Genomic DNA, 13,847 nt, shown 5'->3' with positions numbered 1-13,847 from the left:
CAGGCAGCAGCAGATGATGATGACTGATGGCCACTGAACAGGAAGAGCTGCGCCTAACAGTTACGCTGGCCGACAACGCTTCGGCTGGGCTGACGAAACTCAATGAAGAGGTCAAGCTGCTCGGCAGCGGCGCTGGTCAGCAGCATCTCGAAAAGTTCAAGCGCGAAACCGGCGAGCTGCAGCAAACGATTAAGGGCCTCGGCAACGAGATCGGCGAGACCTTCAAGGGGCTCGGCATGCTACGCGGCGGGCTGGCCGCTGGCGCCGCGGGGCTCGCGCTGTTCGGCTTCGAGATCATGCGGCAGAGCAAGGCGCTGGTCGAATATGCCGAGAAGATCAGGACGCTGAACCAGCAGGCGAAACAGATCGGCGTGAGCCCCTCGCAATACAAGGATGTCATCGAGCAGCTGAAGGCCTTCGGCATCTCGGGCGAGACCGCCGCCAATTCGGTGAGCGCGGTGTCGGCGAAGATCGCGGACCTGCAGCGCCAAGGCAGTCAGCTGCGGCTGGAGCTGCTGAAGAACGCAGGGCCCGATGCGCAGTCGGTCGCCAACATGCAGGCCTATCTCGACCGCCTGACGCATGCGAAGGACATCACCACCCAGCTCAACATCATCCGCGAGGGGGGCGAGCAGGTCTATCGCAACGCCATCAGGGCGGGAGCCAGCGAGCAGGAAGCCGCCAACCGCCGCAACAATTTCTGGCAGCTGCAGGGCTACAACGCGCAGCTGGCTGCGGCTGGCGCGCTCACCAAGCTGAGCGCCGAGGAGCAGAAACTCGCCGATGCGCGACAGGCCAACGCGGTGGCGCTGGCCAACCAGTGGGGACAGGTCACCAAGAAGTACGACGATCTGGTCGAGTCGATGAAGCAGCCCTTCATCCCGTACCTGATCACCGCGCTGAAGCTGGCCGAGGGCGCGCTCGATTCCCTCACCAAGAAGATCACACAAGTGCAGGAGGAGCACCTGCTGCGGCCCGACAAGGCCAAGGAGAGCATTCAGGAAAAGTTCGACAAGTTCGGCATCGGCGGCGGCGGTGGCGGAAGGTCATTCGAGGATCGATGGAAAGATCGCGTCCCGCAGGAGCTGGAGAAGAACACCGAGGCCACCAAGCAGCTGACCGAGCTGCTGCGCGGCGGCGGCTACCAGCCGACCGGATTCGGTGGCGGCGCTGGCGGCGGCGGCATCATCCCTGCAGCCTACAGTCCGGGCGGCGGCGGGCCCTTTGGGCCGCGCGGTGGCGGCGGCATGGGCCGCCCCTTCGGCGGCGGCGGCTATGCCGACCTCGGCCGGAGCGCGCCCTATGGCAGCGATGTCGGTGCAGGCTCGGGCGCAGGCGCAGGATCGACACCAGCGCATGGCGGCGGCGGTGGCGGCACGCCGAACACCAAGGGACCGATCTCGCTCGGCAAGGGCGACGATCCGCGCGGGATGGAGCCCTATATCCGCGAGACCGCAAAGAAGTATGGCGTCGATCCCGATACAGCGGTTCGCGTGGCGAAGTCGGAAGGCCTGCGGACCTTCCTCGGTGATCGCGGCAAGTCCGGCGGTGCATTCCAGCTCTATACAGGCGGCGGGCTCGGCAACGAGTTTCAGAAAAAGACCGGCCTCGATCCGCTCGATCCGGCGAACGAGAAAGCGACCATCGACTACGCGCTGTCGAATGTGGGGAAGACCGGCTGGCGTCCGTACCACGGTGCAGCACGCGTCGGCGTCGGGCCGCGCGAGGGATTGCCGGGAGGTCCAGCACCGAACGGGCAGACCGCTGGCCCAGGTAGCGGCGCTGGCGCTGGCGACACACCAGCGGGCGATCTGCCGCCGAGAGTGAGCGCAGTCGGCGGCGGTGATCCTGCAGCCTTCATCACCCATCATACTGGCGGGCGCGGCAGCGTTGCGGGCGTGCAGAACACGCTGCGCCAGCGCGGCCTCGGCGTTCAGTATGTGATGGATCGCGAAGGCAACATCGTCCAGACCGGCAGCCCCGGCGCGTCGCACATGAGAACCGGCTGGGGCAAGGGTGCAGGCCTCTCGAACCGCAATGTCGTCGGCATGGAGATCATCGCCAAGGACGACAAGGATGTCACGCCGCAGCAGGCGCAGGCCTATGCGAAGTTTATGGCGTTGCGATATCCGAACACGCCGATCTTCGGACATGGCGAAGTCAATCCGGGCCACAAGGAAGCCGACGAAGGCTTGACCGCGAAGCGCGCCGCGCTGGCGGTTCGGGATCGCCAGCAGATCGACAAGACGCAGGCCGCATCCACCAAGGTCGAAGGCACCGGCAAGATCAGTGTCGATGTCAACGCGCCGAAGGGCACCAGCGTCGGCGCTGAAGGCGGCGGCCTGTTCAAGAATGTCGAGATCAATCGCCAGACGCAGATGGAGCCCGCGCGCCGAGGGCCGGGAATGGAGAGCCCGCCGATATGAGCAACATTTTCGATCTGCCCGCGCTGTGGCGGCAAAGCCTGATGCCCGCCTCGTTCAATGGCGCTCGCTTCCATTGCGAGGCCAACGGGCGCGAGAGCGGGCGCAGGATCGTGCAGCATCAGTTCCCGAAAAAGGACCTGCCCTATGCCGAGGACATGGGCCGAGCTGCGCGCGAGTTCAACGTGCGCGGCTACTGCATCGTGTTTCCCTACGACAGCGGCGACTCGCTCTATCAGCGCGACTACCGCCAGCCGCGCGATCAGCTGGTCAGGCAGTTGGAGGCCGAAGGTCCAGGCACGCTGCAGCTGCCGACGCAGGCCTCGCAGCTGGTGATCTGCCCGCGCTATCGCCTGACCGAAGAGGAGCGCTTCGGCGGCTATTGCGTGATCGACATGACGTTCATGGAGTACGGGCTCGATCCGCAGACCTTTGCGCCAGCCGCCGCCACTGCCACCGCGATTGTGCAGACCAGCGAGGCGCTGCGATCTCAGGTGCTGCGCTCGCTGTCAGCTCTGCCGCTGCCGCCAGCGATTGGGCTCAACCGATGAAGCGGCTCGACGCCAATGAAGCCGCACCGATAGTTGACCGGATGCTGACCAATCTGCTTGGCACCGTGCCATCGCAGGGCCGCGCCGGATCAGAAGCCCGCACCGCCATCAGCGACACGCGGGCAAACGCTTACAAACTTTGCATCGATGACGCGCTGGGCCCGCCGCTCGATGAATGCTTCGAGCTGGCGCGGCAGGCTGGCGCGAAGGCGCAGCAGCTGGAGTATGTCCGCCAGCAGATCGAGGGCGAGGCCCCGGTAACGCTGGGCGGCGCGCTGGTGATGGACGCGGGCATCCGGCTTTGCCTCGCCGCGCAGTGCCGCATCATCGCCAGCATGACCTTTGTCAGCCGACAGGATGTCACCGCGATCAAGCAGCAGCTGCAGCAGCCGTTCCAGGACGCCGAGGAGATCGCCGCCGACGATATGGACCAGATGACTTTCCAGATGCTGGTGGCGCTGCATGGTGCCGTCACTCAGCATCTGGCAGCGACCGCGCGACCGCTGCCGCGCGTGGTCAACTTCAGATTTTACGAGCCGCTGCCGAGTCTGGTGATGGCTTACAAACTCTATGCCGACGCCTCGCGCAGCGATGAGCTGCGCGCCGAGAACAAGGTCGTGCATCCGGCTTTCTGCCAGCCGAGCGGCCAAGCGCTGTCGGCCTGATCATCATGCCGAAACCGCAAGAAGTCGCCGTTCTTGAAGTCAACGGCCAGAAGTTCGAAGACTGGGAATCGGTCTGGGTGCAGCACCGCTGGGCCGACAGCTTCACCTATTTCCGCTTCACTGCAGCCGAGCGCGACCCGATCATCAACAAGAAGGGCGGGCCCTTCCCGCTGATCGCAAAGCTGCAGTTCAAGCCGGGTGATCAATGCACCATCGATCTGGCTGGGCAGCGCGCGGTCAGCGGCTACATCGAGACGCGACAGGTCGCCTATGACGCGCACGCGCACGGCGTGATGCTGATCGGCAAGAGCGCCACCGCCTGGGCGGCGCGCTCAAGCGTTGATACCAAGACCGGCAACTTCGACAAGAAGAACATCGTGCAGGTGGCGCAGGAGGTGATCTCCTCCTATGGCGTCGGGCTGAAAGTGATCGGCTTGCCCGACATGACGCCGTTCGACAAGCTGCAGAACGAAAAGGGCGAGCTGGTCTGGGACTTCCTTGAACGCATCGCGCGACCTCGCGGCGTGGTGATGGGCTCGGATAGTCAGGGCAACTTCCTGCTGATCGGCGATCATTCCGGGGCTGTCGTGGCCCAGCTGGTGGAAGGCCAGAACATCAAATCATGCCAGTGCGTGATCACGCACGAGCATACCTATACCGAATATCGGGTCGATGGGCAGGCACCAGCCAGCGACGACAATTCAGGCACTGCCGCCAGCGAGCTGACCGGCAAGGTCGGCGGCTCATCCCCGGTGTTCAGCAAGCTGATCACTGCCGCCGAGCAGCCGGTGAAGACGCAGGCCGAGATACAGGCCCGCGCGAAGAACGAAAGCGTCTGGCATGAAGGCACCACGATTCAGGCAACCATCGTGGTGCAAGGCTGGCTGCGCGATGGCTCCAGCCTCTGGCGCGCAGGCGATGATGTCTTCGTCTACTCGCCGATGGCGATGCTGAACAACAATATGAAAATGCAGAACTGCACATTCACCCAGGACAACAATACCGGGACGCTGACCACGCTCGATCTGGTGAACCCCGAGCTGCTGCGAGATCGCGCGAACTTCAACCCCGGCTAGAGGAGCAGACTATGCACCGGGCCACGCCGCTTAATACTTCGATCCGCGCCTATACCGCAGGCGGGGCGCGCAGCGTCGTCGATAAGGTGGACGACACCAAGCTGATGCAGGAGATGGGCGGCAACTTTATGGCCAACGAGACCCGCTCCGAGATCGAGGCCGCGCAGAATTATGGTTTCACCAGCGTGGTGTTTGATGCCGAGAAGGGGCAGGACGGCAAGATCACCGCGAGCGCCGAGACCTTCATCGGATTCATGGGCGGCAACCGATCCTTCCCGGCATCGGGCCCGATGGATGATCGGCGGCATCGGCTCTACAAGCTGGACAAAGGCGACACCGCGATGTTTCGCGGGCGCGGCGACAAGCAGCAATTCCACATGACGCAGGATGGTGGATTCTGGAGCGCGCCGCAGAACAAGACCGTGCGCATGGCGCTGGTCGATCAGGACAGCGAAGGCAATTCCAGCCAGAGCAGCGGTGGCGCGGGCGTGCAGGCGCTCGATGGCAGCGCTGGCGGATCGCAGGGCGGCCAGCAAAAGCGCGGGCAGGAATCGCTCAAGAAGGACAACCAGAAGGCCAGCCGCTTTGTCGATGTCACCGCTGGAGCCACGCGCCTCGCGGGCAAGGAAGCGCACCTGATGCTCGATGACGGAAAAATCTATGTGCATGTCGTCGGCGGCGAGGTCTACCTCGGGGCCAAGAAAGGCGAAGCCACTTTCGGGCGCGTCGGCACCGACGCAGGACTCTCGGTCAACGTCTACGCCAAGGTCGGGTGAGCGATGAGCAGCGCCGCGAATGTCCCCGACATCCGGCTGGTCCAGAACAATATCTTTCCGAAATATTCCGTCACGCTGGACTGGCTGCTGCTGCCCGATGGCACGCTGGACGACTCGCAGGCGTTGGCGACAGCGGTCTGCGTTGCGCTCGGCACCAACGCGCTGGCCGCGCCTGATGATGTGCTGCCCGATCCTGACAGCAACGATCGCTGCGGCTGGTGGGGCGATCTCGACGCCGAGCTGATCTGGAACGGCTGGCCCATCGGCTCGAAGCTGTGGCTGCTGCGCCGCGCCAAGATCAACCCGGCATCGGCGCGCGAGGGCTCCACCGTGATGATGGTCGAGAACTACATTCGCGTCGCCATGCAGCCATTCGTGGATCGCAAGGTTTGCTCCAGCTTCGATGTCTGGGTGAACCGCGTGGACACGCAACGCATCGACGCACTGCTGAGAGTTTATCGAGGACCCGCGCAGCCGATTGATCTGCGTTACGAGGTGCTCTGGGACGCGATGGGGCCGTAGCGGATGCCTTGGTCAACACCAACACTGCGAGAAGTCCGCTCGCTGGTGCGCGATGCCGTGAATGCATCGCTGCCTGGAGCTGATGCCAATATTGGCAACAGCGTGCTGCGCGTGCTGTCGGACAATCAGGGCGCGCTCTGCCATCTGACCCTGCAGTATATCGACTGGCTCGCGCTGCAGCTGCTGCCTGACACCGCCGAGACCGAGTGGCTCGACCGCCACGGCGATATCTGGCTGGTCAATTCCGATGGATCGACGGGCCGCAAGATGCCCGCGCTGGCGACCGGCACCGCCAACATCATCGGCACCATCAACGGCACCGTGCTGCCAGCCTTCACGCAACTGCAGAGCGGATTCGGCATGCCTGCCAATACCGGCTCGCCGAACCAGAGCGTGACTTTCGAGACGATGGAGGACATCACCGTCTCGGTCGCCGCGCCTGTCGTCGCCAATATCCGCGCGCTCGATCCCGGCACGCTCGGCAATATTCCCGATGGCTCCTCGCTGATCATCGTGCCGCCCGTCAATGGCGTCGGCTCGGCCTCGACCATCCACGTCAGCGGCGGCACCGACATCGAGACCGATGCGCAGCTGCGATCCCGCATCCTGCACCGCATCCAGAACCCGCCGATGGGCGGCAGCATCGCCGACTATGAGCAATGGGCGCTTGCGGTCCCCGGCGTGACGCGCGCATGGGCCGCGCCAGAGCAAGGCGTCGGCACCATCACCGTGCGCTTCCTGATGGACGATCTCTATCCCGATGACGATGGCTGGCCGCAGCCCGACGACATCCAGCGGGCCGCCGACTACATCGACAAGATGCGCCCGGTCACGGTCAAGGATTGCTACGTGCTCGCGCCGATCAAGCAGTTCATCGATGTCAACGTCGCCGAGCTGGTGCCTGACACCGATGAAGCCAAGGCCGAGATCGAGGCCAGCATTCGCGACATGCTGTTCCTGCAGGCCGCGCCTGGACAAACCATCTTCGCGGCGTGGGTCAGTTTCGCCATCATGAACGCCCCGCATGTGCAGTCCTTCCGGCTGATCTCCACCAGCGATTACGTGATGGCATCGGTCGGCAGCATGGCGGTGCTCGGCACCATCAGTTACGTCTGATGAGCGACCGTCACATCCGGCGCAGCGGCAGCGACTACACCGAGGCCTATCTCGCGCTACTGCCGCAGGGCCAAGCATGGCCGAGGCACGCGCCTGACAGCACTACGGTGCGCGGGATCACCGGCCTGTGCGATTACTGGGGCTTCGTGGATGGCCGGGCCGCCGATCTGCTGGAGCGCGAGAGCGATCCGCGCCAGACCATCGAGCTGCTGCCGGACTGGGAGCGCAACTGGGGCCTGCCCGATCCCTGCTATCAAAGCCCGCAAAGCATCGCGGAGCGACAGCAGGCGCTGATCATGCGCATGACGATGCAGGGCGCGCAGTCGCGCGAGTTCTTCATCGGCATCGCCGCGCAGATCGGCTACTCGGTCACGATCACCGAATACCGGACCTTCGTGGTCGGCCTCGACCGCGTCGGGGACAATCGCGTTCACGGCGACGGCTCCAACCCGATGTACAACGAGTGGGGCCAGCCGATCAAAAATCCGGACGGCGAGAACGTCGCGCTCGGCGAGCTGTCGGAATGGTCATACTACGGGCTCGGCCCCGACACCAACCGCTTCTATTGGACGGTGCATGTGCATCAGGCGGGCCTCGTCTGGTTTCGCTGCGCATCGAGCCAGTGCGGCGCCGATCCTCATCTGCGCATCAAGTTGGCCGATGACCTTGAGTGCCTGCTCAACCGTTGGAAGCCAGCGCACACGCAGATCATCTTCGACTATTCCGGTCTCAGCGATCCGGGCGATCCGATGGCTGGGACGCCATAGCGGCGGGGAAAGCAAATGAAGTACAACGCACCATATGGCGTGAGCGATCCGAACGGCCCGTACATCAACGGCGATCCCTCCACCGGGCAGATGGGCTCGATCCCGCCAGCGGCTTCGATTGAGTATCCGCAGCGCGAGCTGGTCAACTTCTTCACCGATGCGGGGCTGGTGCCTGACAATGCGGACCTGCACCAGACATCGAAGTCGGTGCAATCCGCTGGCGTGATCAGAGGCATCGACAGCGGCGCGGTGAACATTCTTTCGATTGCCCTGACCCCGGCGCTGACCGCGTACATCGACGGCATGTTCGTCTGGGTGCGGGTCGCGATCACCAACACCGGCCCTGCGGTGCTTTCGATCAACGGGTTGAGCGGCAAGAACATCGTGCGGCGCGGCGGCCCTGCGCTGCAGGCCGGTGATCTTCCGGGTGGCTACTGGGCGCTGCTTGTCTACAATGGACCGCACGGAAATTTCGAGCTGTACGGCGCATCGTTCGCGCCTGCGGCCTTCGTGCCGATCCTCGCCGCCAACACCAATCTTTACGTCAACCCAGTGACCGGCGACGACGCGCTGTACGATGGCTCGCAGGCGGTTGTCGCCGCGCCGCACGGCCCGTTCAGGACCATCGTTCGCGCGATGCAGGAGACGTTCAAGTACGGGCCTTCGGTCTACACGATGACCATCAATCTGTCGGCTGGCACCTTCAATGAGCCGTGCGTGACGCCGAACGTGATTGGCCCGTCGATCATCGTCAAGGGTGCCGGTCCAACCCAGACCTTCGTGATGGGAGCCAACAACCAGCACACCTTCCTCTGCACCAGCGCCAACAACATGGTGGTGCGCGATCTCTGCACCCAGACCGGCACCGGCCAAGGCCCGCCGTGCAATTTCGCCGCATCAAGCGGCGGCTCGATCGCCACGATCAACACGGCATCGCAGGGCGCGACTGCCGGTTATATTTTCGAAGCGTATGGCGGCTATCTCTATCCCGGCAGCCACACCTTCAACACGGGCAGCTCCTGTCAGGAACTCTTCGCGGCCTTCTTCAGTGGCTTCATCGGCCTGCAGCAGGGTTCAGTGTTCAACTTCGCCGGTTCAATGAACGTCACGGCGGCGATTGCCGTCGCCAGTTCGAACGGATCGATTGCGGTGCCGGTGCCAGGCGCACCGACCTTCCCCGGCGCAGGCTTCGTCACCGGCCAGAAGTATTTCGCCGCCCTCAACGGCGTCATCAACACGCAGGGGTCTGGCGCGAGCTACTTCCCCGGCAACCAACCGGGCGTCCTCACAAGCGGCGGCCAGTACAATTAAGGGAGCGCTTCGATGTTCAACCCGAAAGATTGGTATTGGCACGTCGCGGGCGATGCAGCCAACGTGCTTTCGTCGGCGCGCAACATCTATGTGCCGACCAGCGACAGCGATTATGCGGCGTGGCTCACGAGCAACGGCATGGCTGACGCGCCTTCGGTGCCGGATGAAGCCGACATCTACCACTATGTCAGCGACTTCCTGCCGCTGTATCTATGGGACGGCGCGAACTTCTCGCAGCCTGCGGCAGGCCAGTACAGCAAGGCGCAACTGCAGAACTACAACGGCACCGCGCGCCTCAACAAGGTCAACGGCGGCATGACGGCGGCGGGCATCCCGGTCAAGACCGATGATCGCTCGCGCGGCCGGATCTCCGATGGTCGTGCCTTGGCTCTGGCCGACAGCACCTACACCACGAAGTGGTTCGGCTCGGATGGGCTGTTCTACGATGTCGATGCCCCGACCATGATCCAGATGTCGGCCAAGGTCGCCGAGCACACCAACCAGTGTTACATGGCCTTTGAGCAGACCAGCGCGGGCATCTCGGGCGGCAGCATCACAACGCTGGCGGCAATCGACGCGGCCTATCAGGGATTCTGAGCGATGGCCACGGTCAACATCACCGTTGCGAACGATGCGGACTTCTTCCGCAGCTTCCTCTATCGCACGCTCAGCGGTGATCCCATCGACCTGACCGGCGCAGCGTTCGTGATGAAGGCGCGCAGGCATGCGCAGGATGCGACCGCCTTCCTAACGCTCTCGACCGACACCGGAGAGATCGACATCGCCGATGGACCGGGCGGCAGCTTCACCGTGCTGATCACGCGCGAGCGGCTGCTGGAGATGACCATCGGCCCCTATGACCAGTCGCTGGTGATGACGCTGAACGGCGTCAAGCAGCAGCTCTGGTCTGGCGTGCTCACCGTCAACCCCGGACCATCGCGATGAACGACTTTTCGATCACGCAGACGCTGGATGTGACCGGCGAGGTCGAGATCATTCAGGACGATGTTGCGATCATCATCTCACCCGATCAGGGCCCGCCTGGAGCGCGCGGCAATTCGGTGCTGAGCGGCACCAGCGATCCCACCAGCTCGCTCGGCGTCGATGGCGACTTCTACTACAAAGAGGAGACCCATCAATTCTACGGGCCGAAGGAAGGCGGCATCTGGCCGCCGCCTGTGCTGCTGACAGGCCCGCAGGGGCCGCAGGGCGCGCAAGGCATCCAAGGCCCTGTCGGCCCGGAAGGCCCTGTCGGCCCGACCGGCGCAGCCTCGACGGTGCCGGGGCCGCCGGGGCCGCAGGGCGTGCAGGGCAATACCGGCCCGCAAGGCGTGATCGGCAATACCGGCCCGCAAGGCGCGCAGGGCGTGCAAGGGCCGCAGGGCAATCCCGGCGCGGATGGCAACACCGTGCTGTACGGCACCGTTGCGCCGACTGCCGGGATCGGCGTCAACGGCAACTTCTACATCAACACCGCAACCAACTTCATCTATGGGCCGAAGGCTGGCGGCGCGTGGCCGTCAGGCACGTCGCTGGTTGGTCCGCAAGGCCCGCAGGGCGTTCAAGGCGTGCCCGGTGCAGGCAGTCCAGGCACCGCTACGCCGATCATGGACAGCGTCGGCGCTGTCGGCGTCTCGGGTAACTTCTCACGTGAGGATCACGTTCACCCATCCGACACCTCGCGTGTCATCAAGGCGGGCGACCGAATGACCGGCGCGCTGCGCGTCGGCTCAGTGCGACCTGCACCGGCCTACCCCGCGTCTGTCGGCAGCTATTCAATGTCGATTGATGCCAGCTTGGGGTTCAATGTCTTCGTGAGCGCCGATGGCTCGCAATGGTTAGCGCAGAGCGCTGGTTATGGTGTCGCGATCATTGATGATCCACCGACAGGCAATCTGAATTTCTATGCGTCAGCCGCTTCGGTCGCCGCTGGCGGTCAGTCGACGCTGAATGTAACAGCGACGCTGACGCAGCAGGGGCAGTGGCAGCCGAAGTCGATTGCCATGACCGGCGATAATGGTTTCGGTGCCATCACGCTCTACCGCACTGGCGGCGTGACCTACGGAACGCTTGGCGTCGATGCGACCGGCTACAACATCAATCTGAGCGCTGGCACGATACCGATCAACATCTGCTTCTCTGGCAACGTCAGGGCGGTTTTTGCGAGTTCCGGTGGGCTGTCGATCAACCAACCGATTGCCACCAATCTAACCGCGTTGACCGTCTTCGGCGCAACGGCAAGCTATGCCGCCGACTGTCGAGCCAATGGGCCGGGCTTCGCCGGGGTCGTCGGATGGGCGAACGGCACCAGCCTCTACGGCATGAGCGGCGAGAACCTGTCCGGCACCACCTATTCGTTCTACGGCAACACGGGCGCTTTCCTTGCTGCAGGCGCTTGGCAAACATCGGATGCCCGCGTCAAGAGCGTCACCAGACAGACTGATCCCGCTGCCGCGCTCGCCATCGTCAATGCGCTGCCGGTGAACGAATTCACGCCAGCGAACCCAGCGGCGCGCGAGATGTTTTTCGGGCGCGGTGATGTCGCCAACGAAACGCTGTACGGCTGGACTGCACAGGATGTCGAACTGCTCGTGCCGATTGCCGTTCGCGACATTGGCATCCCGGCTGTGGACCGTGTGATGCGCGCGGCGCTCAAGCACATCGACATCCCGGAGCTGGACAGCAAGGAAGCCGAAGCGCTCGGCGAAGAGGAGATGTCGATCAAGGCGATCAACGACCGCTACATGCTGACGACACTGTGGTCGGCGGTGCAGCGGCTATCGACGCAGAACGATGAGCTGCGCGCGGAGATCGACGCGCTGAAAGCAGCAAGCTCATGAGAGCTGCGGCACCGGGATGACGCCTGTCACAAACCGCATATTCTCCCTAACCTTGGCCCCGCTTCGGCGGGGCTCGTTTTTTGAAATCACGCATTGGTGGCAGTGTGTACTCGCCCACGACCGAAGATATTTTGCTCCGCTATACAACCGCCACGGTGTCACTTATTTTAACAGCTCCTTGGGGTCGGTCTCGTTCTCGCTGGGGCAGCACGAGACGCCCTTGGGCAAAACGTGTGTGCGACAAAGGCGAGGAAAAACTCGTGCGGCATCTCAAGCTGCCTCTACCCTTCTGCCCCAATCTCACATCGCCGACCTGAAACCTGATCAACGCAAAGGTGATCAAAGCGATGCCTAAAACGTTTCCTATCAGACTCGAAGTAGAAGAGATCGCGCTCGGCCCCGTGCTGCGCAAACTAAATGACATGCCCGGAATAGTAGACCTGCATCTCGACCTCGGCCACGGCGGTCAAGGAGCTGGACGGAAGCAGCTAGAGGAAGCAGCTGCGAAGGCTCGCAACGGCGAGAGCGCTGAGGAGCTCACCGTCAAGCTGTTGTTGTTGGGGCCGACGCACATCAGCGAGATCAGCGCCGCACTCGGCGGAAACAAGACGCGCGCTTACGGGGCTGTGCATCAGCTGCGCAAGAAAGGCCTTGCTGAAGCTGGTGCGAATAAGGGCGTGCACCAACTCACCGCCCAGGCGCGGGCTCAGCTCGGCGGCGCAGTGCCTGCGCTGCCAGCTCCTGATGTGAAGCATGGGCCTGTGGGCCGCGCCTCTCCCGGCTCAGGCAACATCTTGCTGCGTGCTGCGCTTGAAGCAGGCCCGGTGTCGCCTGCCGATCTGCGCAAGCACATGGCGGCGAAGGGCATGTCGCCGAAGAGTGTTGCAGGTGTGCTGGACCGCGCCAAGCGCGGCGGTCTGATCAAGAAGAACGGCAGCGGCTACGAGCTGACGGCGAAAGGACATAAGATCGAGATGATGGGAGCAGCGCACAATGGCTAGGGGGTTTTTGCGAACTTACCGGACGTACTCCTACATCGACAAAAATCCGGTCATCGACAAGATGCGCACGCTGATACAGGACGAGGGTTTGATCAAGAAGCTGAAGATCGTTCACGAAATCTCGGGCGTCTCGACTTCGACGCTCGACAATTGGTTCAACGGCACGACGAGATCGCCGCAGCATGCGACCATCGCTGCCGTGATCACCTCGCTCGGTTACGAGGAAGAGTTCGTCAAGAAAAAGGAGATCGACGTCGAGTCCGAGCGCAAGGTGGCCGCCGATTGGCTGGCGCGGCAAGAGCGCAAAGCGCAATCCAAACCGAAGAAGCGTACCAACGGTCACTCAAGGAGAAAGTAGATGCCAGCACGCAAAACCCACCCGCGCACGGTCACCGGGATCGACAAGATCATCGGCAACCGGCTGCGGCAACGCAGACTGGAATTGCATATCAGCCAATCCGAGCTGGCCGATAAGCTGGGCGTCAGTTTTCAGCAGGTCCAGAAATACGAGAAGGGCGTCAACCGCATCGGCGCCGGACGGCTGCAGCAGATCGCCAACATCCTCGAAACCGACATCGCATATTTCATGGGCGATGTGGTTGACGGCAAGCGACCGCCGACGGTGACGAAGCTCGCCAGCTTCATGGCGACGAAGGAAGGCCTCGAGATCAACGAGGCGATGATGCGGCTCGACCAGCCGCATCGGAAGGCGGTGATCGCGCTTGGCGCGGACGCTCGGCACTGCCTACGGAGCCGAAGCATGAGCGCGACGCAGCTTCGCCAAATGTTCGACCGGGCC

The 13,847-nt window shown here is 63.4% G+C and carries 14 protein-coding genes and 1 pseudogene; all 15 read left to right on the top strand.

The annotated features are described in order from the left end of the window. Positions 1-26: 26 nt before the first annotated feature. Positions 27-2,426 carry an N-acetylmuramoyl-L-alanine amidase gene (locus tag HAP48_RS01975; RefSeq protein ID WP_166208394.1) on the top strand — a complete coding sequence of 800 codons (2,400 nt, stop codon included), beginning with the start codon at positions 27-29 and terminating at the stop codon, positions 2,424-2,426. Further along, entirely contained in the window at positions 2,423-2,974 is a 552-nt protein-coding gene (locus HAP48_RS01970) for a DNA circularization N-terminal domain-containing protein (protein WP_166208392.1), read from the top strand. Before HAP48_RS01975 ends, HAP48_RS01970 begins: the two co-directional genes overlap by 4 nt. Continuing rightward, a complete protein-coding gene (locus HAP48_RS01965) occupies positions 2,971-3,639 on the top strand; it encodes a hypothetical protein (protein ID WP_029085681.1) in 669 nt (222 codons plus the stop codon). Before HAP48_RS01970 ends, HAP48_RS01965 begins: the two co-directional genes overlap by 4 nt. Before the next feature lie 5 nt (positions 3,640-3,644). Then, positions 3,645-4,715 (top strand): phage baseplate assembly protein, encoded by a 1,071-nt coding sequence (locus HAP48_RS01960; protein ID WP_166208390.1) that lies wholly within the window; start codon positions 3,645-3,647, stop codon positions 4,713-4,715. An 11-nt stretch (positions 4,716-4,726) separates the two neighbouring features. Beyond that, complete coding sequence (locus HAP48_RS01955) at positions 4,727-5,491, top strand: phage baseplate assembly protein domain-containing protein (RefSeq protein ID WP_029085683.1); 765 nt, start codon at positions 4,727-4,729, stop codon at positions 5,489-5,491. A 3-nt stretch (positions 5,492-5,494) separates the two neighbouring features. Further along, positions 5,495-6,013, top strand: a complete 519-nt coding sequence (locus tag HAP48_RS01950) for a phage GP46 family protein (RefSeq protein WP_051346913.1) — start codon at positions 5,495-5,497, stop codon at positions 6,011-6,013. 3 nt (positions 6,014-6,016) lie between these two features. Next, positions 6,017-7,129: a baseplate J/gp47 family protein gene (locus HAP48_RS01945; protein WP_176399239.1), complete on the top strand. Its 1,113-nt coding sequence runs from the start codon at positions 6,017-6,019 to the stop codon at positions 7,127-7,129. Next, positions 7,129-7,896 (top strand): YmfQ family protein, encoded by a 768-nt coding sequence (locus HAP48_RS01940; protein WP_166208386.1) that lies wholly within the window; start codon positions 7,129-7,131, stop codon positions 7,894-7,896. Before HAP48_RS01945 ends, HAP48_RS01940 begins: the two co-directional genes overlap by 1 nt. Positions 7,897-7,911: 15 nt before the next feature. After that, entirely contained in the window at positions 7,912-9,207 is a 1,296-nt protein-coding gene (locus tag HAP48_RS01935; protein WP_029085685.1) for a hypothetical protein, read from the top strand. A 12-nt stretch (positions 9,208-9,219) separates the two neighbouring features. Then, positions 9,220-9,804, top strand: a complete 585-nt coding sequence (locus HAP48_RS01930) for a DUF4376 domain-containing protein (protein ID WP_166202942.1) — start codon at positions 9,220-9,222, stop codon at positions 9,802-9,804. A 3-nt stretch (positions 9,805-9,807) separates the two neighbouring features. Further along, complete coding sequence (locus HAP48_RS01925) at positions 9,808-10,152, top strand: hypothetical protein (RefSeq protein ID WP_166202944.1); 345 nt, start codon at positions 9,808-9,810, stop codon at positions 10,150-10,152. Further along, positions 10,149-12,047 (top strand): collagen-like domain-containing protein, encoded by a 1,899-nt coding sequence (locus tag HAP48_RS01920; RefSeq protein ID WP_166208384.1) that lies wholly within the window; start codon positions 10,149-10,151, stop codon positions 12,045-12,047. Before HAP48_RS01925 ends, HAP48_RS01920 begins: the two co-directional genes overlap by 4 nt. Positions 12,048-12,394: 347 nt before the next feature. Next, a complete protein-coding gene (locus tag HAP48_RS01915) occupies positions 12,395-13,048 on the top strand; it encodes a hypothetical protein (protein ID WP_176399240.1) in 654 nt (217 codons plus the stop codon). After that, positions 13,041-13,406 (top strand): hypothetical protein, encoded by a 366-nt coding sequence (locus tag HAP48_RS01910; RefSeq protein ID WP_166208381.1) that lies wholly within the window; start codon positions 13,041-13,043, stop codon positions 13,404-13,406. The genes HAP48_RS01915 and HAP48_RS01910 overlap by 8 nt, the downstream gene beginning before the upstream one ends. After that, positions 13,407-13,574, top strand: a pseudogene (locus tag HAP48_RS50620) (helix-turn-helix domain-containing protein); the annotation flags it as partial. It abuts the gene before it with no gap. Between the last annotated feature and the right edge of the window lie 273 nt (positions 13,575-13,847).

The sequence above is a fragment of the Bradyrhizobium septentrionale genome, assembly GCF_011516645.4.
In the GTDB taxonomy this organism is placed as follows: Bacteria; Pseudomonadota; Alphaproteobacteria; order Rhizobiales; family Xanthobacteraceae; genus Bradyrhizobium; species Bradyrhizobium septentrionale.
This window is presented reverse-complemented; position numbering and strand designations above follow the sequence as displayed.

Bases quoted from the DNA above. Each gene is read 5' to 3' on its own strand.
- HAP48_RS01935 (WP_029085685.1), top strand. From the start codon at position 7,912: ATGAAGTACAACGCACCATATGGCGTGAGCGATCCGAACGGCCCGTAC.
- HAP48_RS01945 (WP_176399239.1), top strand. From the start codon at position 6,017: ATGCCTTGGTCAACACCAACACTGCGAGAAGTCCGCTCGCTGGTGCGC.
- HAP48_RS01965 (WP_029085681.1), top strand. From the start codon at position 2,971: ATGAAGCGGCTCGACGCCAATGAAGCCGCACCGATAGTTGACCGGATG.
- HAP48_RS01915 (WP_176399240.1), top strand. From the start codon at position 12,395: ATGCCTAAAACGTTTCCTATCAGACTCGAAGTAGAAGAGATCGCGCTC.
- HAP48_RS01955 (WP_029085683.1), top strand. From the start codon at position 4,727: ATGCACCGGGCCACGCCGCTTAATACTTCGATCCGCGCCTATACCGCA.
- HAP48_RS01925 (WP_166202944.1), top strand. From the start codon at position 9,808: ATGGCCACGGTCAACATCACCGTTGCGAACGATGCGGACTTCTTCCGC.
- HAP48_RS01910 (WP_166208381.1), top strand. From the start codon at position 13,041: ATGGCTAGGGGGTTTTTGCGAACTTACCGGACGTACTCCTACATCGAC.
- HAP48_RS01940 (WP_166208386.1), top strand. From the start codon at position 7,129: ATGAGCGACCGTCACATCCGGCGCAGCGGCAGCGACTACACCGAGGCC.
- HAP48_RS01920 (WP_166208384.1), top strand. From the start codon at position 10,149: ATGAACGACTTTTCGATCACGCAGACGCTGGATGTGACCGGCGAGGTC.
- HAP48_RS01970 (WP_166208392.1), top strand. From the start codon at position 2,423: ATGAGCAACATTTTCGATCTGCCCGCGCTGTGGCGGCAAAGCCTGATG.
- HAP48_RS01960 (WP_166208390.1), top strand. From the start codon at position 3,645: ATGCCGAAACCGCAAGAAGTCGCCGTTCTTGAAGTCAACGGCCAGAAG.
- HAP48_RS01950 (WP_051346913.1), top strand. From the start codon at position 5,495: ATGAGCAGCGCCGCGAATGTCCCCGACATCCGGCTGGTCCAGAACAAT.
- HAP48_RS01930 (WP_166202942.1), top strand. From the start codon at position 9,220: ATGTTCAACCCGAAAGATTGGTATTGGCACGTCGCGGGCGATGCAGCC.
- HAP48_RS01975 (WP_166208394.1), top strand. From the start codon at position 27: ATGGCCACTGAACAGGAAGAGCTGCGCCTAACAGTTACGCTGGCCGAC.